This is a genomic window from Maribacter sp. 2-571 (genome assembly GCF_050589625.1).
GTDB lineage: Bacteria > Bacteroidota > Bacteroidia > Flavobacteriales > Flavobacteriaceae > Pelagihabitans.
Window position 1 is genome coordinate 31,345 of record NZ_JBNGOP010000025.1, and the last position, 24,527, is coordinate 55,871.

General features: G+C 45.7%; 13 protein-coding genes and 1 pseudogene. 11 read left to right on the forward strand and 3 right to left on the reverse strand.

All coding sequences use genetic code 11. The annotated features are described in order from the left end of the window. Positions 1-52: 52 nt before the first annotated feature. The 4 genes from ACRD7P_RS16125 to ACRD7P_RS16140 all read left to right on the forward strand — a co-directional run bounded on the left by ACRD7P_RS16125 (position 53) and on the right by ACRD7P_RS16140 (position 10,228). Positions 53-3,433, forward strand: a complete 3,381-nt coding sequence (locus ACRD7P_RS16125) for a glycoside hydrolase family 9 protein (RefSeq protein WP_430908684.1) — start codon at positions 53-55, stop codon at positions 3,431-3,433. A gap of 153 nt (positions 3,434-3,586) precedes the next feature. After that, positions 3,587-8,518 (forward strand): glycoside hydrolase family 9 protein, encoded by a 4,932-nt coding sequence (locus ACRD7P_RS16130; protein ID WP_430908685.1) that lies wholly within the window; start codon positions 3,587-3,589, stop codon positions 8,516-8,518. 175 nt (positions 8,519-8,693) lie between these two features. Then, complete coding sequence (hemF, locus tag ACRD7P_RS16135; protein ID WP_430908722.1) at positions 8,694-9,599, forward strand: oxygen-dependent coproporphyrinogen oxidase; 906 nt, start codon at positions 8,694-8,696, stop codon at positions 9,597-9,599. A 17-nt stretch (positions 9,600-9,616) separates the two neighbouring features. Then, on the forward strand, positions 9,617-10,228 hold the full coding sequence (locus ACRD7P_RS16140) for a hypothetical protein (RefSeq protein WP_430908686.1): 612 nt from the start codon (positions 9,617-9,619) through the stop codon (positions 10,226-10,228). 19 nt (positions 10,229-10,247) lie between these two features. On the opposite strand, the gene ACRD7P_RS16145 is transcribed toward ACRD7P_RS16140, so the two are convergent. Next, on the reverse strand, positions 10,248-12,926 hold the full coding sequence (locus ACRD7P_RS16145; RefSeq protein ID WP_430908687.1) for a DEAD/DEAH box helicase family protein: 2,679 nt from the start codon (positions 12,924-12,926) through the stop codon (positions 10,248-10,250). A gap of 217 nt (positions 12,927-13,143) precedes the next feature. Here ACRD7P_RS16145 and hemB point away from each other — a divergent pair, with 217 nt between their 5' ends. The 4 genes from hemB to ACRD7P_RS16165 are packed head-to-tail and all read left to right on the forward strand — an operon-like array spanning position 13,144 to position 17,168. Continuing rightward, positions 13,144-14,133, forward strand: coding sequence for a porphobilinogen synthase (gene hemB, locus ACRD7P_RS16150; RefSeq protein ID WP_430908688.1), 990 nt, complete (start codon positions 13,144-13,146; stop codon positions 14,131-14,133). A 56-nt stretch (positions 14,134-14,189) separates the two neighbouring features. Beyond that, complete coding sequence (locus ACRD7P_RS16155) at positions 14,190-15,515, forward strand: serine hydrolase domain-containing protein (RefSeq protein WP_430908689.1); 1,326 nt, start codon at positions 14,190-14,192, stop codon at positions 15,513-15,515. Positions 15,516-15,570: 55 nt separating this feature from the next. Beyond that, entirely contained in the window at positions 15,571-16,692 is a 1,122-nt protein-coding gene (locus ACRD7P_RS16160) for a CNNM domain-containing protein (protein WP_430908690.1), read from the forward strand. Further along, a complete protein-coding gene (locus tag ACRD7P_RS16165; protein WP_430908691.1) occupies positions 16,692-17,168 on the forward strand; it encodes a methylated-DNA--[protein]-cysteine S-methyltransferase in 477 nt (158 codons plus the stop codon). Before ACRD7P_RS16160 ends, ACRD7P_RS16165 begins: the two co-directional genes overlap by 1 nt. Before the next feature lie 217 nt (positions 17,169-17,385). Here the strand turns inward: ACRD7P_RS16165 and ACRD7P_RS16170 are convergent, their stop codons facing one another. Next, positions 17,386-18,150, reverse strand: coding sequence for a hypothetical protein (locus ACRD7P_RS16170; RefSeq protein ID WP_430908692.1), 765 nt, complete (start codon positions 18,148-18,150; stop codon positions 17,386-17,388). 351 nt (positions 18,151-18,501) lie between these two features. Here ACRD7P_RS16170 and ACRD7P_RS16175 point away from each other — a divergent pair, with 351 nt between their 5' ends. Beyond that, positions 18,502-20,316 (forward strand): DUF4153 domain-containing protein, encoded by a 1,815-nt coding sequence (locus tag ACRD7P_RS16175; RefSeq protein ID WP_430908693.1) that lies wholly within the window; start codon positions 18,502-18,504, stop codon positions 20,314-20,316. Between the two features lie 3 nt (positions 20,317-20,319). Next, positions 20,320-21,022, forward strand: a pseudogene (locus tag ACRD7P_RS16180) (3'-5' exonuclease). A 34-nt stretch (positions 21,023-21,056) separates the two neighbouring features. On the opposite strand, the gene ACRD7P_RS16185 reads toward ACRD7P_RS16180, so the two are convergent. After that, a complete protein-coding gene (locus ACRD7P_RS16185; RefSeq protein ID WP_430908694.1) occupies positions 21,057-22,031 on the reverse strand; it encodes an endonuclease in 975 nt (324 codons plus the stop codon). A gap of 78 nt (positions 22,032-22,109) precedes the next feature. On the opposite strand from ACRD7P_RS16185, the gene hflX reads away from it, so the two are divergent. Next, the gene (hflX, locus tag ACRD7P_RS16190) at positions 22,110-23,321 is read left to right on the forward strand and encodes a GTPase HflX (protein ID WP_430908696.1); all 1,212 of its coding nucleotides are present in this window, start codon (positions 22,110-22,112) and stop codon (positions 23,319-23,321) included. The last annotated feature ends 1,206 nt before the right edge of the window (positions 23,322-24,527 follow it).

Genomic DNA, 24,527 nt, shown 5'->3' on the forward strand with positions numbered 1-24,527 from the left:
GGGCACCTATCCAAACTATTACTTCGTATAACTTTAACTTAAGATGTTGATTATGAAACGACTTCTACAATGCTTGTTTAGCTTATTCATTTATACCGGCTTTGCCCAGACCGGCACTTTACAGAAATATATAGTGGTAGACCAGTTTGGTTACCGCCCTGGTGACGACAAAGTTGCCGTAATCGCAGATCCGCAACAAGGGTTTAATGCGGGGGATTCATTTACGCCGGGCAACACTTATCAGGTAAGACGACTTTCGAACGATAACGTGGTACTTGAAGGAAGCCCGGTACAATGGAACAATGGCGCAACGGACCCTGATAACGGGGACCGTGGTTGGTGGTTCGATTTTTCTTTGTTGGATCAAACAGGAGACTTTTACATCTATGATGTTCAGAAAAACCGACGCTCCCATGTTTTTCATGTTAGCGAAAATGTATATGAAGATGTACTGAAGACGGCCATGCGAACTTATTATTACCAGCGTCTTTCCGATACCGGCAATAATATTACCAAATCTTTTGGTGACGACCCTTGGAAATTCAGCGGACGATTTAGAAAGCAAGACAATGCGGCCCGAGATGCCAATAATCAAATCGCCAGCACTGCACGCGACATGAGCGGGGGATGGATGGATGCCGGAGATTCCAATAAATACGTCACCTTTGCCGCTACTGCGGTTCATGATCTACTTACCTCCTACAGGGAAAACAAAGCCATGTGGGACAACTTGGACTTGGATATTCCCGAGAGCAACAATACCATTCCCGACATTTTAGATGAGATAAAATGGGAATTGGATTGGGTTTTAAGAATGCAGGATGCCGATGGAGGGGTTTTTATCAAAATAGGTCAGATAGGTCAAAATCACCCCGATGTGTTTAACGATGCTTCCGGCGCGTTTTACGAAAAAAAATGTTCCTCTTCTACGGTCGCCGCAGCAGCAATGTATGCGCATGGCGCAAAGGTGTTTAGAAGTATCGGTGAAAACACCTATGCGAACACCCTCCAACAGGCTGCCATAAATGCATGGAACTGGTTTGTTGACCCTGATGGAAACAATAGGGAAATACAGATTGACTGTGATCCAAAATTAGTACGCTCCGGAGACGCAGATGGTGGTAGTGGTCCAGATACGATCGATGATAGAAGAGCGGCGCATCACGGAAATATAGTTGCCGCTACGGTTTGGTTATGGGAAATTACCGGAAACAATACATACCATAATGAGTTTTTGAATTATTACGATACCGAACCGAGCATGTATGTAAATTTTAAGCCGACGGAATGGGGAATGTATCAAACCTACGCTTCGGATGCCCTGGAATATTATTTGGGTTTGAACAACGCCAACTCCGGAGCGAAATCTATTATCAATGCCGCAAGGTCGCAAGCGGTTGCCAATCCCAAGTTTGTTATTACCAGTAATGAAAATTTGTACCGTTTTAAAAATACCCAAAACCATTGGGGCAACACCAAGCCAGCCGCGAATATGGGTAATTCCGCCCTTGCTTTTAGCAAGACCGGTGCGAATAACGCAAATAACAAACTATTTAAAAAGAGAGCCCTGAACATTTTACACGGGTTTCATGGGGTAAATGCGCTTCAAATGGCGTATTTGACCAATATGAAAAGCTCCTCGCGAATTCGCTGGGGCGCGGAAAGCTCTATCAATGCTATTTTTCATACCATGTTCAAGGATGGAAGTAATTATGATAATACACAAGAAAACAATGGCCCGGTGCCAGGTTACCTAACAGGAGGACCGACAACCCAGTGGATTTCTGCATTCAGCTGGCCGGAGATTCCGGGAGACCCCAGTCCCTATAAAGTACAATTGGGCACTCGGGTATACAACGCTTTTATGGTAGATCAGCCCAAAGACAAATTATATACCGAAAACACGGACGCCTACGACGAACAAAGAAACCAGTTGATGTGGCCCTATGTACTCAACGAAAACTCCATAACCTACCAAAGTGCCTATGTAAAATTATTGGCCAATTTTGTGGGGAGAAATTCGGGTAGTCCCGTGCCCGATGATGATGAAATAGGTATTTCCAATGACCTCTCCGCCAACCTTCCGCAAGATTTGGAAATCGGTGCGGACAACGATCTGAGTTTTACCTATACCGCTACCAAAAACGGGACAATATTCGTATCGCTACTGGACGCCTCTAGCGAGGACGGATGGTCCGGAATAGATGGTGCCGAGGCACAGGTAAACATAAACGCCGGCAGTGGTACGGCGACGGTAACCCTTCCGGTTCCCGCCAACTTGACCCCTGGTCCCGACTACGCCCTTTACATCAATCTGTTTGATCGCGAATTCAATAATACATTGGCGTCATACCCGACCGACAAAATCGCTTTGGTAGCCAATACCGGTGGCGGCAACAATAATGACGATGGTGATATCGTAATCAGGGCAAAGGGAGTGTGCGGCTCGGAAAGGATGGAGCTTAGGGTCGATGGAAGCGTGGTTAAAACATGGGGCAATATCTCCACAACTTTCTCTAACTACAATTATAGTGGGTTTAGCGGGGGCGATATTGAAGTGGTATTTACCAATGACTATCCGAACAATACCGCTTGCGATAGAAATTTCACCTTGGATAACATCACCGTATGCGGAACCACATATGAAACAGAAGACAACGCCACTAGAGAAAATACCAGTGGCACCGAAGATACCTTATGGTCAAATGGATATTTTGATTTCGGAACCCGCTCTTGTAACGGCACCGATAGCACCGGTACTACCTATTACTACATTCGCAATAAGCAGTTAAATGATTATCTAAGACCGGCCAATGCAAACAATGACGCCCGAATTTTGGTACAGGATAAAGACAATTCCGATTGGTTCAAATGGGAAAAAGTGGCCACGGGAAACGGACATTTTTATTTAAAAAATAAAGCATCCGGGAAATACTTTAGGCCAGCGGACAACGTGGACGTAAAGACCAATGGTTCGGTAATGCAACAAAAATCAACAGCTTGGAGCGGCAGCTACACCCAATGGAGAGAAGTGGACAGCGGTGATGGCACCTACGTACATTTGGCCAACAGACAAACAGGTCTTTACTTTAGGGCATTGGGCAATACCGACAGATATCTGATAGCAAGACCGGCATCTTGGACCGGTAGTTGGACACGTTGGTCTTTCGAGCCCGTATCATCGAATTTAAAAGCAGATTTGACTGCCGGGGAATCAGCAATTTTGCTCTATCCCAACCCGGCCAAAAACATACTGTTCCTTGCCAATGCAAAAGATAACATTTCCTATAGCATTTATGACCTATCCGGTAGGGTAGTAAAATCGGGAACGTTTTCGGATAACGCAAAAACGGGTATCGATATTACAACCCTCGAAACCGGTCTATATCTTTTAAGCACTCCCGAAAAAACCTTCAAATTCATTAAGGAGTAGCCCACAATTGTCTTGTTTGTTAGCTAAAAAGTCGGCCCTCCCTTAGGGGGCGGCTTTTAGTCGGCTACCGTACTATTACGGTCGCGGGCCATGGCACAACCTCATTTTACCGATAGATCAACATCCAATATCATATAAATAAAACAGTATCCAATGAAAAATCTATACTATTTACTGCTGCTGATAAGTATGCTCCAAACAGTTGTTCGGGGCCAGGAGGGCACCGTTCAAAAATACATAACGGTAGACCAGTTCGGCTATCGTCCCGGTGATATGAAATATGCCGTATTGGCAAATCCACAAGTGGGTTTCAATGCTTCGGAGTCCTTTGTTCCGGGCGCTACCTATGAAGTTCGCAAATGGGGAACCGATGAAACCGTTTACTCGGGAACTCCCGAACTATGGAACCAGGGTGCCGTTCATGAAAATTCGGGCGACCGAGGATGGCAGTTCGAATTTACGGATGTTCAAGATGATGGGGACTACTACCTGTATGACGTTCAAAACGAAATGCGTTCATACAAATTTCATATCGGAGATGACGTTTATGAAGATGTGTTAAAAGCCGCCATGCGTATGTTTTACTACAACCGTTCCGGTATTGCCAAAGAAGCTCCCTATGCCGAGGGCAATTGGATAGTAAACGAGGTATTCAATGAAAACGAAGTACACAGCTATTTTGTGGACGACATGGACAATGAGGACCTGGTAAGGGATATGAGCAAGGGATGGATGGATGCCGGGGACTCCAACAAATATGTGACGTTCACCTCTTCGCCCATGCATCAGTTATTGACCTCCTATACCGAGAATACGAGTATGTGGAATGCTTTGAACCTGAACATTCCCGAGTCGGGCAACAATGTTCCGGACATTCTTGACGAACTAAAATGGGAATTGGATTGGTTAATGAAGATGCAGGATATGGATGATGGCGGAGTTTTCCTTAAAATCGGGGTACGCGGTTTTGGTGCCGTCCCTTGGGAAGATGATCGTAAACGCTTTTACGAGCAAAAGTGTTCTTCTTCGACCATCGCTGCCGCCGGAATGTTTGCCCACGCCCATTTAGTGTATAAAAACATTCCGGGAATGGCCGATTATTCGGAAGAGCTAAAGAGGAGAGCCGAATTGGGATGGTCAAATTTCAAAGATTTGAATGAAGGTATTTTTGAAACCGATTGTGACCCCCAATACGACCCGAACAAGCCCTATGTCGTTGATGGCGATGGAAGCGGGGTCTGCTGTGGTGATGCAGACCGCGAGGTAAGCCCGCAAAAAGGGGAAGCCTCTGTAGCTGCCGCCTATTTACTAGGGGCAACAGGCGAACAGAAATACCAAGATGCATTTTTGGAATACTATGAAAGTAACGCCAACTATGTAGGGTATACTACCTGGGGGCAGTACAGCACATTTATGGGCGATGCGTTGACGTATTACATCGGCTTGCCCAATGCCGATCAATCTGCAAAGGCAAACATCATCAACAATAAAACATCCGGCAGTACCAATGCGGGGCTATTTATGTTCGAAAAAAACGACGATCTATACAATGCCGCTTTTAATTCTTTCCACTGGGGAAGCGCACAAGTTCGTAGCAACTTGGGGAACGCCGCTTTTGATTTTGTCCGATATGGTGTAAACAGGGGCAATAATGACAAGTACATTCAGAGAGCCAAAAACCTTTTGCATCACTTTCATGGGGTAAACCCCCTTTCTATGGCGTATCTGACCAACATGAAAGAATCTGGCATGATCAAATACGGAGCCGAATTTTCCGTATCCGAAGTATTCCATACCTGGTTTGAAGAAGGAACCGAATATGACAATGCGATAGCGAATGCCTACGGTCCGGCACCCGGTTTCCTACCGGGAGGACCGAATTCGAGATATGACGATAACTTTCCCTACAAGGTAAAGCTTGGAAACACCCTATATGACGGGGAAATCAGAAATCAGCCTAATGAAAAGGCCTTTACCGTCGAAAATTTAGGCTGGGACGATGAACTGCAACAAATAACGAACAGTTGGCAACTTAACGAGCCGGGAATTTACTATCAGGCGGCCTACATTAAATTATTGGCGAATTTTGTCGGCAAGGATTCGAAAGATGGTTCCATAGATGTGGGCGACCCTTCTAATTTTGTTGCTGCCACGCTGTTAAAAGAAGTGGAGCAAGGGGATGCCTTCAATGCCAGTATAAACTATACCTCTGGTTGCGAAGCCACTATCATTCTCCGTTTGATGGACAATTCTATGGAGACCCCCACGGAAGTTATTGCAATTTCCGAAAATGTCGCTGCAGGCACAAATGAAACGACCTTAGGTTTCGATATCCCTGCGGATTTACCGGTAGGTGATTTTTATACCATAGACATCTCGTTAAAGTCTAGAGATCTACAGACCGAACTCGCCTTCTACCCAGGACAGCCCCTAACCGTATATCTTCCCGGTGAAAAACCGCTAAGGCATTCGGTGGCAGCTGAAATTCCGACAGATATCGCGCCGGGCACGGCACTTACTTTCGACCTCGATTATTATACGGAGGATGACGGTAATCTTTTCGTCAATGTTTTTGAGACCTCCACCGGGGATTGGGTTCCCGTATTCGACGGTTCTTCCACTCCCATACTGGCCAATACTTCAGGAACGGAAACGTTTCGTTTTGAAATTCCGGAAGATATCGATGCAGAAGGCAGTTACTTTGTATGGCTGACCATCTTCGACGCAGGGTGGTCCAATATTCTGGCAAGAGAGCAAATAAACATCTCATTTCAAGACGATACATCGGCTCCCGCGACAGAGAACGGTATCAGTGCCGAGATTCCCACTTCCTTTACTTCGGGTACGACAACGGCCGTTGAAATTACCTATAGCACTTTAGAAGATGCCAATATCTTCATCAACTTGTTCGATGATTCTTCGGGAGAATGGGTGGCCCTGAACGACGGTGCATCTATTTCCGTAGTGGCCGGTTCCACCGGAACCACCACTTTGGACATCACCGTTCCCGAAGGCGCCAGGGAAGGTGATGGTTATGTCGTGTTTTTAAATATGTTCAACAGTGATTATGGCGCTACCCTGGCATCTTTTCCAAATACCGAGGTAAGCGTGGGAGCGGGAACCGCACCGCCAACCCGGAACAGCATTACCGCTACCATCCCCGAAACCTTCGCTCCCGGTAGCGCAACCCCGATCGAAATCGAATATAGCGCAATAGCGGATGCCAATATCTTTCTAAACCTTTTCGATACCTCCTCGGGAGAATGGGTGGAACTCAATAGCGGGGCCTCCGCTCCCATCGATGGTAATACCAGCGGAACCATATCCTTGGACATCACCGTTCCCGACGGCGCCAGGGAAGGTGATGGTTATATCGTGTTTTTAAATATGTTCAACAGTGATTATGGCGCTACCCTGGCATCTTTTCCAAATACCGAGGTAAGCGTGGGAGCGGGAACCGCACCGCCAACCCGGAACAGCATTACCGCTACCATCCCCGAAACCTTCGCTCCCGGTAGCGCAACCCCGATCGAAATCGAATATAGCGCAATAGCGGATGCCAATATCTTTCTGAACCTTTTCGATACCTCCTCGGGAGAATGGGTGGAACTCAATAGCGGGGCCTCCGCTCCCATCGATGGTAATACCAGCGGAACCATATCCTTGGACATCACCGTTCCCGACGGCGCCAGGGAAGGTGATGGTTATGTCGTGTTTTTAAATATGTTCAACAGTGATTACGGCGCTACCCTGGCATCTTTTCCAAATACCGAGGTAAGCGTGGGAGCGGGAACCGCACCGCCAACCCGGAACAGCATTACCGCTACCATCCCCGAAACCTTCGCTCCCGGTAGCGCAACCCCGATCGAAATCGAATATAGCGCAATAGCGGACGCCAATATCTTTTTGAACCTTTTCGATACCTCCTCGGGAGAATGGGTGGAACTCAATAGCGGGGCCTCCGCTCCCATCGATGGTAATACCAGCGGAACCATATCCTTGGACATTACCGTTCCCGAAGGCACCAGGGAAGGTGATGGTTATATCGTGTTTTTAAATATGTTCGACAGTGATTACGGCGCTACCCTGGCATCTTTTCCCAATACCGAGGTAAGCGTGGGAGGTAACACGGTCGAGGTAGTGGAAAATCTGCTGCTAACCTCCATATGTTCGGAAAATCCATACGCTGCAAGAAACTGGCGTGTTCGAAATCCGAACAATTTCGATATTGCAGTACGATGGGAAGTCTATGGTACAGATCAATCGGGGGGGTTGACCGTTCCAATGGGAGATAGCTTTTTTGAAACGGAAGCCATAAACGGTTCCAACACTACCAAAATATATTGGTCGGACGAAAGCGGAATCGAAAAATCGACGACCAAAGCTTCGAGCGGGGCTCGTTGCGAAACGGCAGCAGCGTATTTTTATATCAAAAACAAACAACTTGGTGATTACCTAAGGCCGGAATCGAATACCGTTGATACCGATATAATAGTGGCAGCGAACGATGGTTCCGATTGGTTCAAATGGGAAAAAGTAGCCACGGACGCTGGGTTTTTTATATTGAAAAACAAACAGACCGGCATGCATTTTAGGCCAATGGCAAACGCAAGTGGCTCCCCAATGCAACAAAAGCCCGCCAGCTGGACAGGCTCCTGGGTACAATGGTCGGAAACTCCGGCAGCGGATGGCAGGCATTCCTATTTGGTAAACAAAGCCACTGAAAGCTATATTCGCCCAATAAGTGCCCAAAATCGGGCGTTGGTGCTGCGGCCGAACTCTTGGAACGGGAATTGGACACAATGGCTTTTAGAATCGGCGCAGAACGGTCTTGTTACGGCAAAAACCCAAGGATTACGCAAAGCGCATTCCTTTTTTGTTCACCCCAATCCGGTAACCGACACCTTTATACTTGAAAACAAGGACTTTGAAGGTAACTTCTATCTCTATGATTTTAACGGTCGGTTGGTCCGTCGGGGATTCATCAAAAAGGATACTTCAAAGGGCATCTCCGTTCAGGCATTGCCGACTGGGATATATTCATTACAACTGGGAACCGCCCAATTAAAGATTATCAAACGTTAAAAACACTATTGGGCCTTATAAAAACCCGATTATACACACTGCAAAACTGCCCGGCTATCATATGGCGGCCGGGCAGTTTTTATATTGGTGCTCTTTTCAGATCGAAACAATCGCTTCACCGTCCATAAGAACAAATACTGTTATCTTTGGGTAGTTGTTGTACATCCCTATGGAAATTAAAGACCGTTTTTACCGCTACATTCAAGAGTTGCAAAATACGATCACCTCCGAAATCGAAAAGGTAGACGGCACCGCTAAATTCAAAGAAGATACGTGGAAACGGAACGAAGGAGGGGGAGGCCGTTCCCGAATATTGGAAAATGGCAGCGTATTTGAAAAAGCCGGGGTCAACATCTCTGCCGTACACGGCGCACTGCCCAAGAGCATGCAAACCTATTTTGGGGTTGCCGATGCCGATTTTTTTGCTTGTGGACTCAGCTTGGTGCTACATCCAAAAAATCCTATGGTGCCCACCGTCCATGCCAATTGGCGCTATTTTGAGATGTACGACAAAAATGGTAAGCTGGTAGACCAGTGGTTCGGGGGTGGACAGGACCTTACCCCCTACTATCTTTTTGATGAGGATGCCGTTCATTTTCATTCGGTCTGTAAGCGGGCTTGTGACGCGCACGATAACGGTTTTTACAACGCGTACAAAGAAAAATGTGATGCTTATTTTTGGAACGCACATCGGAACGAGGCCCGTGGGATAGGCGGCTTGTTCTTTGATTATTGCAAGGCCTCCGAAACCAGAACAATGCAGGACTGGTACAACTTTGTAACCGAGGTGGGAAACAGCTTTTTGGATGCTTATATACCAATCGTTATGAAAAGAAAGGCGCTTCCCTTTACCGACAAACAAAGGGATTGGCAGGAAATTCGGAGGGGACGTTACGTAGAGTTCAATCTGGTGCATGACAAAGGCACCCTTTTTGGCTTAAAAACGAACGGCCGTATCGAAAGCATCCTTATGAGCCTACCGCCCAAGGTGCAATGGGTATATGATCATCGACCGGATGCAGGCAGTGAGGAAGAACGGCTGATAACAGTATTGAAGGCACCAAAAATATGGGTCACCTAACCTAACGAAGCGCACAAGTGTTTACCAAAAACGTCATTTTTTTCATAGTTGTAACAACGGGCATACTGCTGTCCTGTAACCCGAAAAAGGCAAAAAGCGATATCGATATTACATTTACTCCCGATACCCTTAACGTAGGGTATACCTATTGGTGGCCAGAATCGGGGCCTTTTATCGGAAGTTGTGGCGAAGAACTTTCCCTAGTGTTGGTAGGCACCCTAGTTGCCCTCGATGCTCCCAACGACGATCCGGGACCTTTGTATACTGCCCAACGCGGTGTGGTCCAAATAGAAAAGGTATTTAAAATTAAGGCGTTGGAAGAACACACCTATGCCTCCCAACAGTTTTTGACTACCGACTGTTTTTATGGGTCCGGGCTAACCGAAGGGGATCAGGTACTGGTAAGTTGTTATGACTATGAAGGCGATTATAGCATTCCAGGGGGAAAGTCCATCCTAAAGATAAAGGGCCTTGATGTTCCTTTGATCAACTCGATCAAAACCTACATCGACACCGATCAGGACCCAAAATCCATTGAAAATGACTTTGAACTATGGGCCGAACAGGGCATGGGAAAGGCATTGTTACAGCTTTTGGATTGCGGCGAGGTGTTAGGGGAAACGGAATAATACCATTTCAAGAGCAGCACTACTTCCAAGTAATGGCCTTTTCGGGGACCTCCTTAAACTGATAGAGAATATGGGAAAGTCTAGCTTTTAACAGCAACTTTCGACCTAAGACCGTTCGGGTGTACACCAATTTGGAATCATTTACATGCTCCTTCCAATAGCCATGAAACTGTTGGGCATCGCTTTTTCTTTTACCGAACAGGGCGGGCACCACATAATAATTTCGCATTCCCCAGTACCGTTTGATCCAATGGCGGTATTCCATTAAATAGCGTGGATTTTCAATAGGTGCCAACACCTCGGCCAATAGGTTTACGAATACGCTGCTCTCGGCATTCGAAGCACCTTTCAAATAGCAGACGAACACGCCCTTACCTTGCTGTTCGGCCACTATGGACACCTGCTCGCGCGCGGTATGAAAATGATGTTGTGCATACCCCATAGCAAGTATGGCCCTGGCAATTTTTTTGGTCTTTTTATAGGTGTCCCCAAAAACGATGTACAGCCGGATCGCCTTATATGTTTTTACGGCAAAGGTGAGCGCCAATCCCACCAAAAGCATATAAATAAATTGAAAAATGCCTTTTCCGAAAAGGGTGTCGATATGCTTGGCCAGAAACTCCGGAAAAAACAGCCCTATGCCGGTAATTATCTCTAAAAACAAATATTTGGAGGCGTTGCCCCATCGTAGCTTTTTAGTTTCTTGATAGGGCAGTTTACCCAAGTAGGGCAATTTCACCTCGCGCAACAAAATACTACCTTTGGCAATTGCCTCGAACCATCGTCCTTTTAAGGCCGACCGCGCTACTGCAAGTGCTAACGATTCGCGGTTGAGGCGCTCTAAATCAAGGTTGGCACCGTAGTCAATGGGCAACTCCAGGCGTTCGATGCCATTTTCGATATAGGTAACACCTCGGGCGGACACCCCGGAAAAGGATTCGAACCTACGCTTTAGTTTTTCCATATCCCTGCCCCCATTGCCCATGGTGGGGTCGATACAGGCCAAATGCCATATATTTCCTGTTTTTCCCGGGTTATCGCTATCCACCCGTATGGCCCTTCCCCGCATTTGATTGGAGGAAACAAAGGAACCCACATAGGAAGCCAACACCAAGGTATTCATGGCCGGAGCGTCCCAACCCTCCCCCAACAGCGATTTGGTCCCGATCAGTACCCTTATCGTGCCGTTTTCAAAAAGTTCGGTAATGGCAGCGACTACCTTGCTCTTTGCTGCCCCTGTGGGCGACACGATAACGAAATCAAGGTCGCCCGGTAGGGGGCTTTTTTGAAATCCTTCCGTACCCATCAAATTTTCAAACCCTAAAAGCGCCCTAGTATGTAAAATGACCACCGAACCCGTCAATACCGCCAAATCCGATTTTAGATCCGTTTGGGAGCGCACATACTGAAAAATGGAGATGACCCCCAAGTTGTTCAGGGACGTTGGATCGGTGCCCGAAAAACTTAAAAACTCTTTTCGAATAAAATCGGTAAGCACCACCGCTTTTAAATCCTCCTTCAGTTCCTGCTTTTCCGCTTTTAAAATAGCGGCGATACTTTCCAACTTGGAAGGGCTGTTGGCCAAAGAGCGATAGAGCTGATCGCCACCGACAAAATCGACCCGCTTCTTCTCGTATGCCCCGATACGTGAAAGTTCCCTTTCCATCGAGCGCAACATGCTTTCATAAGTAACCAGGGAATCCCTTCTGGTTACTAGTAGTTCTTGTAACAAGGTTTCCAACCATTCATATGATAGGCTCGGAAATGTAATATCATCACCATCGAACCCAAGAAAATGAAGCTTGTTCTTGTCGATCTTATGGCCTGCGGCATTCAAAAAAATAAGGATCGCGGAAAAAAAACCGGGATTTTCATACACTTCTTCCAAAGCATCCGCCGTGTTGGCATAATGGGGAAGGTCCAAAAGTAGCTGCCTGAAAGCTTCGTCTTGCAGCAGCCTATCGATAAAGGCCATAATCTGTTCCCTGTAGTTTAAAATATAGGCAACCTGCGATTCTTGGGGCTTTGAAAAATATACAAAGTCCTGATGCGGACACAGATCACCGTTCTTAACCAGATCGGGCACGGCGATCTCGTCGTCTATGGGGCCACAAAGCTCAAAATACTTGCCCAACTCGTAAGCAGTGCTATCATAAGGTGGCGTTGCCGTTAATGCGATTATGGTAACATCCTCGATTTTTTTTAACGCGAACAGGCTTTTCCACCATTCATTTTTTAAATGGTGTGCCTCATCCAACACAATGGTACCGATGCCATGGCTCCGTATAAAATCGATCAGCGTTTCGGTCGTTTCCGAAAACCTTTTATCCAAGGCGTTCAAGGATTGATAGGTAGAAAACGTAATTTGCTTGGGAGCCTTGATCGAAAGGGAATAATCGTGAAAAGGAATGTCCTCCACAAAAAAACTTTGCAGCCGATCCAACCACTGGTCACGTATCGTTAAGGTAGGCGCCAGCACCAAGGTAGTTTTGTTTACACGTATTAGCATTTCCAGGCCCAAGATCGTTTTGCCCGATCCCGGCGGAGCCACAACGTGCAGATGGCCGTCCGTTAGGTGTTCCTGAAAACGATCCAGAAATCGTTTCTGATAATCCCTCCAGGTAAATCGAAAAACTAGCTGTCGTTTACGTTCGCTCAAGTGCTGCGCTGATTTTAGAATGCGATGTGGAATATTCATACCATTTTTAACTTTGAAATGGCGCGTATAGAAATTGAATTATTTTTTAGTTGTTCGAGTCAAAAAGCCTGTCACCGGCTTGACCGGGAATCAAGCATAGCCTTAGCTACGGTTATATTTTTTAATGAAGAACAGCTGAAAATAAACGATTTATTAGCGCTATTTCAAAGTTAAAAAGGTATAGGTACCTTTGGTATTTCAAAAATACGCCGATCATATGTACCCATTACGAAGAAACCGCAGACTTAGAACTAACGATGCCATTCGACATTTAGTGCGCGAAACCATTTTGACGCCAAGTGATTTTTTGGTGCCGTTGTTTGTTGTGGAGGGCACCAATGTCAAGGAAGAAATTGCCTCCATGCCGGATTATTATCGGTTGAGCCTGGACTATCTGGAAAAAGAGGTTCGGGAACTTTGGAATATGGGGCTCTGTGCCGTACTGCTTTTTGCCAAGGTACCCGAACATTTAAAGGACAATGAAGGTACGGAAGCCCTAAACCCGGACGGGTTGATGCAACGTGCCATAAAAACGGTAAAGAACGTTTGTCCGGAAATGTTGGTCATGACCGATGTGGCGATGGACCCCTACTCCAATTTCGGCCATGATGGTATTGTGGCCAACGGACAAATACTGAACGATGAAACGGTTGAACTGTTGGCCGAAATGAGCGTATCGCACGCAAAAGCGGGGGCCGATTTTGTGGCGCCCAGCGATATGATGGACGGGCGCATCCTTTCCATACGGGAAACCTTGGAAGAAGAGGGGTACTTTAATACCGGTATTATGAGCTATAGTGCCAAATATGCCAGTGCATTTTATGGTCCCTTTCGCGATGCTTTGGATTCCGCACCTGTAGACCTTAAAAATGTGCCCCGGGATAAAAAAACCTATCAAATGGACTCGGCCAACCGTTTTGAGGCCATTACGGAAACCCAAGCGGATATCGATGAAGGAGCGGACATTGTTATGGTAAAGCCCGGGCTGTGCTATTTGGATATCGTGCGGGAAATACGGAACGAGGTCGATTGTCCCGTAGCCGTGTACCAAGTAAGCGGGGAGTACGCCATGCTCAAGGCCGCAGCGGAAAAAGGATGGCTCGATCATGATGCCGTAATGATGGAACAGCTAATTGCCATAAAAAGGGCCGGTGCGAACATTATTGCCAGTTATTTTGCCAAAGATGCCGTGCGCTTGATGGGTTGAATCGCCCATATTGGCATCTGTTCAAAAAAGGCATGTTCCAATAGACCTGGAATACTATGGAAAAAGTCATCATCCTTCTGTTGATAGGGTTCGGCGTAGTAGCATTGAATGCGCAAGAACGTGGAAAATCCGATCACGGTCCTTCCCTTATCGCAAACAGCGCCTTACGTTTAAAAACCTCGTTAAGCCAAGATTCCGTTGCGATATACAATAAAGTGGACTCCCTAATGACCATTGGTATAACGAACAAGGCCTTTCCGGGGGCACAACTCCTTGTTGCCAAAGGGGGTAAGATCGTTTTCCATAAAGCATATGGTTTTCATACCTATGATAGCCTTCGGGCCGTGAACCTCCACGATCGTTACGATCTGGCCTCCATTACCAAAATAGCAGCGGCACTGCCCGCACTAATGAAATTGGTAGACGAGGGCAAGCTGGAGCTGGACCGCCCCTTTAGCGACTATTGGATCCGCTGGAAGGGTATCAAGGATAAGGAACGGCTGACGTTACGTGAAATTTTAGCCCACCAGGCAGGGCTTACGCCCTATATCGTTTTCTTGAACGAGATCGTTAAAAAAAATGGGCGTTTGAAAAAACGGTTTATAAGGATCGGAAAAAAGGGACGCTTTACACTTCAGGCCTATGATCGCCTATTCGTGAAACAACGCTTTAAACAAAAAATGTATCGGATGATCGACCGGTCGCCGGTGGAAACAAAAAAAGAATACACGTATTCCGGACTTTCCTTTTTACTACTTCCAGAGTTGGTACAGCAGCTGAGTGGGATGGACTTTGAAACCTATCTAAACACTCACTTTTATCGCCCTCTAGGAGCAAAAACCATGGGGTTTCAGCCAAAACTGGCCGGCCTGCCCAACGCCATCGTGCCCACGGAATATGATAGTGTATTCCGAAAGAGCCTAACGTATGGTTGGGTCCATGATGAAAATGCTTCCCTAATGGGCGGCATTTCCGGTAATGCGGGCCTTTTCTCCACTGCACGGGACCTAGCCAAGCTCATGCAGCTCTACCTCCAGTACGGCAACTATAACGGGGAACGTTATGTTTCCGAAAAGACCTTAAAAACGTTCACCGAAGTACAATACCCTGCCAATAATAACAGACGCGGCCTTGGTTTTGACAAACCGCTTCCCAACAATGGCCAATTGTCCTTTAAAGAGGCATACCCCAACCCGGAAGTTAGTCCGTTCAGCTTTGGCCATAGCGGTTTTACGGGCACTTTTACTTGGGCCGACCCGCAAAACCAACTGGTGTTCGTTTTTCTTTCGAATCGCGTACACCCATCCCGCAAGCACCGCAAACTCTATGGGATGAAGCTCCGGGAGGCATTGCTCCGTGTTTTTTATACCACCCATGACTAGTCGGTAGGCCCGGTTCCCATTTAATTGGTATCTTCGTTTCCATATTTTTTCACCTATGGGCCTTCTAATTTTTTACGCTGTAATTTCTATCTTCTTTTCGTTTTTGTGCTCCATTCTGGAAGCGGTACTATTGAGTGTCAACCCTACCTTTATCAATGTGAAAAAGAAGGAAGGCAAGGCCTACGCCACTACGTTGGGACTGCTAAAAAAAGATGTGGACAAACCGTTGATCGCAATACTCACTTTAAATACCATTGCGCATACCGTAGGCGCTATTTTGGTAGGGGTACAGGCTAAAGTGGCCTATGCCGAAATGTACGGTACTACCGAGCGAAGCGTTTTGGGCATTACCCTAACGGAAGATCTAATGGTAGGCCTGGTTTCAACGGTAATGACCATTTTGATCCTGATCGCCTCCGAAATCATTCCAAAAACCATTGGGGCCACTTATTGGAAACAACTGGCCAACTTTACCGCAAAAGCGCTGAAAATAATGGTACTTGCCCTAAAATGGACGGGGTTGCTGTGGATTTTACAGTTGTTTACAAGACTGGTAGGCGGCAAGGGACACCATGGTAGCGTGCTGAGCAGGGAAGATTTTAGTGCGATGACGGACATTGCCCAAAAGGAAGGGGTGTTCGAAAAATCGGAATCAACGATTATAAAGAACCTGCTCCAGTTCGATGAAATTAAGGCAAAGGATATCATGACTCCCAGAACGGTGTTAAAAATGGCGCCGGAAAACATGCCCATTGCCGCATTTTTTGAAGAAAACCCTAAAATGCGTTTTTCCAGGATACCGGTCTATGGGGAACATCCTGATGATATTACGGGCTTTGTTCTAAAGGACAATATTTTGGAGGAGCTTATCAACGAAAATGGTGCGATAACGCTTTCCGAAATTAGGCGGCCTATTCAATTGGTAGAGCGCAACACGCCCATACCAAAGCTTTTTGAAACCTTGGTCGCAAAAAGGGAACATATGGCCCTTGTAGTAGACGAATACGGCTCGCTGAGCGGTTTGGTGACCATGGAAGACGTAATTGAAACCCTTTTAGGACTCGAAATCATGGATGAAAGCGATAATGTGGCCGATTTGCAGGAACTCGCCCGTAAAAACTGGGAACACCGCGCCAAAAAAACCGGCATTATCGAAAATACCGATACTTCCGACTAATGGAGACCATTTATATTGAAACGCCTTTGGGGATTGCGCGATTGGAAGGCGACGATGCCGGCATCGTTTCCGTATCCGTATTGGATACAATTAACAAAGCACCGACCAAGGTATGTAGCGAGTCATTACAAAAGGCAGCAAACCAATTACAAGAATATTTTGATGGGAAACGCCAAACCTTTGATCTTCGCCTAAATCCGCAAGGAACGGCATTCCAAAAAAGAGTTTGGCAAGCGCTATCGTCGATTCCCTTCGGAAAAACAATTTCCTACCTGGAATTATCTAAAATTTTAGGTGATGTAAAAGCGATTCGCGCCGTTGCAGCGGCCAATGGAAAAAATCCCTTATGGGTCATCGTTCCCTGTCATAGGGTAATCGGCAGTGATGGTTCGCTGACCGGATATGCTGGTGGGCTACACCGCAAAAAATGGCTGATCGACCATGAAAATCCGGTAAAACAGCAAACGCTGTTTTAATAATCACCGACCAGTGGGTCGGTCACCCCGTAAATTTTAATCGAAAAATGTTTCCAACGTGTCGTTGGTCGAAATTTTTTTGGTTTTTATCCGAACCGAGAAGGCGCTAAAATTTATGACAGAACTACCAGTAGACCGCTGGGTCGGTTTTATCAAAATAGCCCGTTTTTTACCGGTCCAAAAAAATCGGACTTCAACGGTGCCCATTCTTGCCTTTTCAATCACATGCTATCGCACTGAACGGTCTTGAATCGGATATGGCATCCTCTTTGGAGAGCGTTTCTTGAAACAATACGAACTGATCGATAGCATGTCCCGAAGATCTTGCCGAAATTTCCATGACATAGTTTCCGGGTTCGTCAAAGGAAACATAAATAGCATGGGCATTGTTGTCAAAAGTATTGGCCTGCCACTTAAAATCCAGGTCGTTTCCGCTTCGGTATACCTTAAACCAGCCCTCAGCCGTAGCACCATCAGGATTGGGTGTTTTCCCACTTCCTTCGGGGTAAACGATACTGGCATCCTTTTGGGCATAAAAATCGGCGGCATCCGGAAAACGGAGCCAGGTGTCGTTATGGTCGGAACCGCTATTTCCCATTTTTACGGCAGATTTCCATAAAAAACGGTAGGTTCCGCTGGTCCCTATAGTAATCGTGTAGGTTGCCAGACCCAGTCCAGGTGTTTTCAACGACTGCTCTCCGGTCCACACCATATATCCCTTACCTGAAGTGATATCGCCATCTTGGTTCAATTTCCAGGCATCGTCAAAAAGGGTCTCTTCAAACTGTACTTTTACAAAACCGTCCGCTTCCAAATAACGATAATCCACTACATTGGTACAACCGGCCGGTGGCGTAACCGCGATATTTTCATCTAAAGGGGTTTCGGTACTTTCCTCGGAACAGCCGACAAGAATAAAGGCCAAAGCTGCAACGGACAGCTTCAAAAAAGAAAGGGTGCTGGTACCAAAAGAGTAGTGCATAATAACGGTAGGACTTGGGGGTTCCGGTAACATAACGCCATACCTACCTAAAAAATTGAAAGAAAAAGGGACATTTCGATGAAATACAACATTTTACCGAAACAATGATTGTTCAATATTACCGTTTTCAGGGTAGTTCGGTATGCGGGACACTTGTAACTTTGTCCCCAATACCATTTCTGATGTTAAATTACGCAAATAAAAACCAGGGATTTTTTGGGTAGGCGAAAAAGAAAATCCAAGCATAGCAGTAGCTATGGTTAGATTTTATTTTGAAGCATACACGGAAAAGAACAATTTTTAAAGGGTAATTTAACATCAGAAATGGTATAAGACCTTAACAAATCGCTTATGATGCCCCTTTCCTTCAACCACATTACCCAAAAGGCCCAAAAAGCCTTTAACCGTTTTCCTGTAGTACTCCTATGGGTGCTTTTCGGTACCCTTTTTTGCATTTACAAGACCGATAACAACACGGACGACCTATTTGATAGCTCCTACGGTACTTTTTTGACCTTTATTTTGGGAGTAAGCTGGCTGGTAGCCGCCCAGTTTTTTATTGAACAGCAAAAAAATCCGAAACGATGGCAGGCCCTAAAGTTCGTAATAGTACTGTTCCTGCTCCTGTTTTGGTGGTCGTTTCCGAACACGGCGGAAACCGAAGCGGGGCCCGAATCGGTAGCACGCTTTTTTATATACCTGATCGCCGGACATCTCTTTGTTTTTTTTGCCCCCTTTATCCAAAAATGGAACAAAGCGGCTTACTGGAATTACCTTAAAGCTATAGGGAAGGCCATTTTAAGGAGCGGGTTTTTCTCCGGAGTACTGTACATTGGCCTATTGTTGGGGCTTTTGGCCATTGATGCCCTTTTTGACGCCCGTATCAAGGATGTTCGTTTCCTACAACTGTTCTTCTTCTGTTTGGGCGTTGTGAACACCTGGATCTACCTCTCCGATTTTCCCAAAAACGTCTTGGACAACAACACCATTCAGTTTCAAAAGGCGTTGGAGGTATTTGTAAAGTACATCCTAATACCTTTGGTACTATTGTACCTCGCCATTTTATATGCCTATAGTTTCAAAATACTTCTAGAATGGGAACTTCCGAAAGGGTGGGTCTCCTATTTGGTAACCATCCTGGCCTTCCTGGGCTTTTTGGTACAGGTCATCATCAACCCGATTCAAAAAAGCATCCAAGCATGGACCATAAATCGATTTTATCCTTGGTTCTATTGGCTTCTGCTGCCCCTTTTGGTACTCTTGTACGTAGCCATCTTACGCCGGGTGTTTGATTATGGCATTACCGAAAACCGGTATTTTGTGCTGTTATTGGCCCTATGGATCACAGCGATGTGCTGTTATCTATTGTTTGCCAAAAATAGAAGGCTTATCGTTTTGCCGATTTCCCTTTTTTTGATGACCATGTGCTGCTCCTTCGGATTTTGGGGCGTTTTTAAAGTTTCTAAAAACAGTCAAGTACGACAATTTGAAAAGGTATATACCTCCGTCGTCGCCAACAATAATTTTGGCACCTCCAAAGAACTGAAACAGCTGAAATCGATACTAAAATACCTGGACGATCGCCGAATGTTGTCCGAATTGGACCCCATTACGGGAATCGCCATGGTACCTGCCTTTAAGGACAGTACATACCAAACAGATTCCTATAGAAGCCGATACACCTGGACCGATACCCGAAAAATACTGGATTCCCTGAGCATATCCTTACACCCGAGCGAAGCATCGGACCGGGAAAACGACAGCTATACCATGTACAACTACAATAGCGATTACTTTTTTAGGGGGAAATCCATATCCTTGACCGGGTACGATTATTTTGCCCCGATCTTTTGGTATGAAAATTCCGATACGATCACCGATATGGGAGATTTTAAGCTAACTTACGATAAACGGACCCTTAGCCTGTTGTTCAGCTCAAAAACGGATACCAGTATACGCCAAGCCGTTTCTTTGGAACAAAAACTAGAGGCGCTAACGAAGTATAATTCTCAAATACCTGAAAAAAACAAGCATGAAATGATATTGGACTTTAATGAAGGAGTACTTTCGGGAAAATTGATATTGACCGATATCGGATATCGAAAACAGCAAAACGATTCCATTGTATTGTATCGCGCCCATGCCTATCTATTTTTAAAACCGTAAGCCATGCTGGAACGACTGAATTTGGAACACATCTTGTTCCTTGATATTGAAACGGTACCGGAACAACCATCCTTTGATGTACTCGACCCGGAAAAGCGGGAATTATGGGAACAAAAATCACGATACCAACGCAAAGACGCATACACTCCCGAAGAATTTTATGATAGGGCCGGAATTTGGAAAGATCATCTGTATTTCCGTGGGCTACTTTAACCTAAAGGGGGATATCAGAAATTTTCGGACCACCACCTTTCACGGGGAGGAAGTTACCCTTCTGAAAGCGTTCAAGAACCTTATCGACACCCATTTTAATGGCACCCGCCACCTGCTTTGTGGCCATAATGCCAAGGAGTTCGATTTCCCTTATATCGCAAGGCGCATGATCATACATGGGATTTCATTGCCTTCAAAATTGAACCTTTTTGGAAAAAAACCCTGGGAAATACCCCATTTGGATACCATGGAACTGTGGAAATTTGGCGATTACAAACACTACACCTCCTTAAAACTATTGACCAATATACTGGGCATTCCATCTCCAAAGCAGGATATTGACGGGAGTATGGTACATCAGGTATATTACGGGGAAAACGATCTGGACCGGATCATTACCTATTGCGAGCTCGATGTTATCGCCACCGCTCAGGTATTTTTGCGACTTCGGAACGAACCGTTATTGGTCGACGATGAAATAAGGCACCTGTAACAATATACCGAACGGTTACAGTAGTATTTACCGATCAAGGATTGTACTTCAACTGAATGTATACGGGAAAGTGATCGCTGTATCCCCCGATATACTTCCGCCCGGAATACGTACGATATGGGGTTCCCTTGTATTTGCCCTTAAATTCCTTTAAGTACTCCTCATCAAAGATATTGGCGTGCGCAAAGCTGTGCGTACCCTTTTCGTAATTCAAAAAATTATGCGAAAAAATAATTTGATCGAACATGCTCCATTGCCTTCTATAGTTGGCGGTACCCCTAAACTTGCTCAATAGTTTTTCGGAAGGGTTGTACAAATTTTCGAGCTGCATGAGCGTTTGAATGCTTTTGGATTTTGGCCCATCGTTAAAATCACCCATTATAATGTAGTTCGAATTGGGCGATTTCGCCTCTATTCCCGCTACAAAGGCAAGTAGGGTATTTGCCGCTTTGATCCGTTTATAGTCCGTTTCCGTCTCACCGTCCCTTCTGGAAGGCCAATGGTTGACGAACACATGAACGGTTTCACCGTTCAGCTCTCCGTGAACGTATAAGATATCGCGGGTAGTATCCCTACGGCCGTCGGGGTTCTCGATCAAAAGCGTGATCGGTTCCGAATGCAATACCTTAAAGTGTTCCTTATAGTATATCAATGCGGCATCGATACCCCGTTCGTCTGGAGAATCGTAATGCACATATCCATAATCGCTATTTCGAAGGTGTTCCGCGTCAAGAAGGTCTTCTATCACCGTTTTGTTCTCTACCTCGGCCACTCCTACCAAGATCGGAACCTTGTCGGCCGTAGCGGCGCCGATTTCCGAAATGGTCTTCGCCAATTTGTACAATTTTCGCTTGTACCGCTTCATCGACCATTTCTTTTCGCCCTTTGGAGTGAACTCGTCGTCCAGGGTATCCGGATCGTCGATGGTATCGAATAGGTTTTCAAGATTGTAGAAGGCGATACTGAAAAGTTCCTTTTTGGTGTTTTCCGCTGTGTTTGCGACAGACATGGTCTTTTGCTTTTGGGGTGGCCAAATTTACAAAAATCGCTTGGCAACTATTGTGTAGATTTGCACTTTAAACGGGATATGCTAGAAAAGAAATCGATAGAATACGAAAAAACGGTGCTGATCGGGGTTATCAACCAGGAACAGAGCGAGGAAAAAGTAAAGGAATACCTCGACGAACTTGAATTCCTTACCTATACCGCAGGAGGAGAAGTGTGCAAACGTTTTGTACAACGCATGAACATCCCCAACCCCAAAACACTGATCGGTAGCGGCAAAATGTTGGAAGTGGAGGCCTATGTGGACGAAAATAAAATCGGTTCGGTAATTTTTGACGACGAACTTACGCCCGCTCAACAGCGCAATATCGAGAAACAGTTGCGTTGCAAGATTTTGGACCGAACAGGGCTCATCTTGGACATTTTCGCGCAAAGGGCGCAGACCAGCTATTCCAGAACACAGGTAGAACTGGCCCAATACGAATACCTACTGCCCCGTTTGACCGGCTTGTGGACACACTTGGAGCGGCAAAAGGGAGGTATCGGCATGCGGGGGCCCGGAGAGACGGAGATCGAGACGGATCGCCGGATCGTACGCGATCGGATCAGCCTTTTGAAAAAGAAACTGTTGAAAATCGACCGACAAATGGAGACTCAGCGCGGCAACAGGGGCGCCCTGGTACGTGTGGCACTGGTAGGGTACACCAATGTTGGAAAATCGACTTTGATGAACAAGATCAGCAAGAGCGATGTTTTTGCAGAAAACAAACTCTTTGCTACCTTGGACACCACCGTACGAAAAGTGGTAATCGGCAACCTCCCCTTTCTTTTGAGCGATACGGTAGGGTTCATTCGAAAACTGCCTACACAATTGGTAGAAAGTTTTAAAAGTACCTTGGACGAGGTCAGGGAAGCGGACCTGCTGTTACATGTTGTGGATATTTCGCACCCCCAGTTCGAGGAACACATCAATTCGGTAAATAAAATTCTGGACGAAATCAAAAGTGCCGATAAAAATACCATTATGGTATTCAATAAAATAGACCGGTACGAGCATGAGACCATTGCCGAGGATGACCTTACCACGGAAAAAAGCGAAAGGCACTTTACCATTGAGGAATGGAAAAAAACGTGGATGCAACGTGTCGGCGACAATGCGTTGTTCATATCGGCCCTGAACAAGGAAAACTTTGATGAGTTTCGAAAGCGGGTCTACGACGAGGTACGCGATATCCATGTTACCCGTTTTCCGTACAACAACTTTTTATACCCCGAACATTTGGACGAGTACTAGGCACAATAGCATTGGCGCGGAATCGCCCTATTGCGCTCATTTGCTTCTAATGCCACATCAAAACTATTGCTCCAACAAAATGGCAAGCAGTTTTGGGAGTGTCCCAAGCCCTGATCCGGGGATATCGCAAAGGACGCTTAACCCCGAATACATACCACTTATCGAGAAAAGGGAACCGTTCATATTTTTCACAACAGAAAGCATAGTATTCACAACATAAATTCGGTATAGGGCCATTTGCGACGTAGTTTTACCCTGTAATAAAGAAACAGTATTTGCCCCAACAAATACGATGAACTTAACCCATTTAACAGAAAAAGACAACAACCACTGACCTACTTAAAATTCACTTTAAAAATACTACATGTAACAAACCTACTTTTTAAAAAACCCGGCTCCCCGCCGGGTTTTTTTATGCTCAAAACATGCCGTTCATCGCGCTTTTCAAACACAAAAAAAAGGGACGGGCATGCGGTTGGTCGAACAAATCGTACCGTTCATAGGACACACAACAACTCAGGCTCGGTTGACAACAAATATCGTTATCAAAGCACAATGAAGCCGTACATTTACACTGTAATCGAGCAACAATATTGCCCCCAAACAATTGCCATTGCTTACCTACTTAACCGACTATAAGGTACCCCAAACACCTGTAGCCGACCTATTAAAGCTTTCCGATCCTATCGGACCAAATTTTACAAGAATACCTACTTAACTAAAAAATGCCCCGAGTAAATCGGGGCATTTTTTTATGCTGTTCGGTTTCTGTATTCCAACTCCTTCAAAAATAGTTCTGCTCGGCGCCGCAGCCGCTCTGCCGCTTCCCTTTTCTTACGGTTGTTTTTTAAAAAAATTTTCCTTCCGTTTGGTATCGGAAACTTCCTTTCGCTGCGTTCCGTACGGACTTTCGCCATCGGCATCGCCGACAATATATACCCAATCCTGCATCATATCCTTGAGTCGTTCTACAAGAGTGTTCGAGATCAGCTCTTTGTTCTAGAATATCTTTAAGGTATTAATTGTCCTTTCCGCTCCGTACATTAATTGGGCAATGTTACTTGAAGGCTGACGGTAAACTTAAAATAAAACCCTAGTTGAACTGTATTTTTATGTCGGCCTGGCCGTATAATTTTTATAATATCACCTTGTTTTCTTCTTAAAATCGGGAAGGATTTTAAGAAGAAAAAGTGTTAACGGAACATA

Coding starts and splice junctions, on each gene's coding strand:
- hemB (WP_430908688.1), top strand. CDS start 13,144: ATGTACCCATTACGAAGAAACCGCAGACTTAGAACTAACGATGCCATT.
- ACRD7P_RS16130 (WP_430908685.1), top strand. CDS start 3,587: ATGAAAAATCTATACTATTTACTGCTGCTGATAAGTATGCTCCAAACA.
- hflX (WP_430908696.1), top strand. CDS start 22,110: ATGCTAGAAAAGAAATCGATAGAATACGAAAAAACGGTGCTGATCGGG.
- ACRD7P_RS16185 (WP_430908694.1), bottom strand. CDS start 22,031: ATGTCTGTCGCAAACACAGCGGAAAACACCAAAAAGGAACTTTTCAGT.
- ACRD7P_RS16160 (WP_430908690.1), top strand. CDS start 15,571: ATGGGCCTTCTAATTTTTTACGCTGTAATTTCTATCTTCTTTTCGTTT.
- ACRD7P_RS16170 (WP_430908692.1), bottom strand. CDS start 18,150: ATGCACTACTCTTTTGGTACCAGCACCCTTTCTTTTTTGAAGCTGTCC.
- ACRD7P_RS16155 (WP_430908689.1), top strand. CDS start 14,190: ATGGAAAAAGTCATCATCCTTCTGTTGATAGGGTTCGGCGTAGTAGCA.
- ACRD7P_RS16165 (WP_430908691.1), top strand. CDS start 16,692: ATGGAGACCATTTATATTGAAACGCCTTTGGGGATTGCGCGATTGGAA.
- ACRD7P_RS16125 (WP_430908684.1), top strand. CDS start 53: ATGAAACGACTTCTACAATGCTTGTTTAGCTTATTCATTTATACCGGC.
- ACRD7P_RS16175 (WP_430908693.1), top strand. CDS start 18,502: ATGATGCCCCTTTCCTTCAACCACATTACCCAAAAGGCCCAAAAAGCC.
- ACRD7P_RS16145 (WP_430908687.1), bottom strand. CDS start 12,926: ATGAATATTCCACATCGCATTCTAAAATCAGCGCAGCACTTGAGCGAA.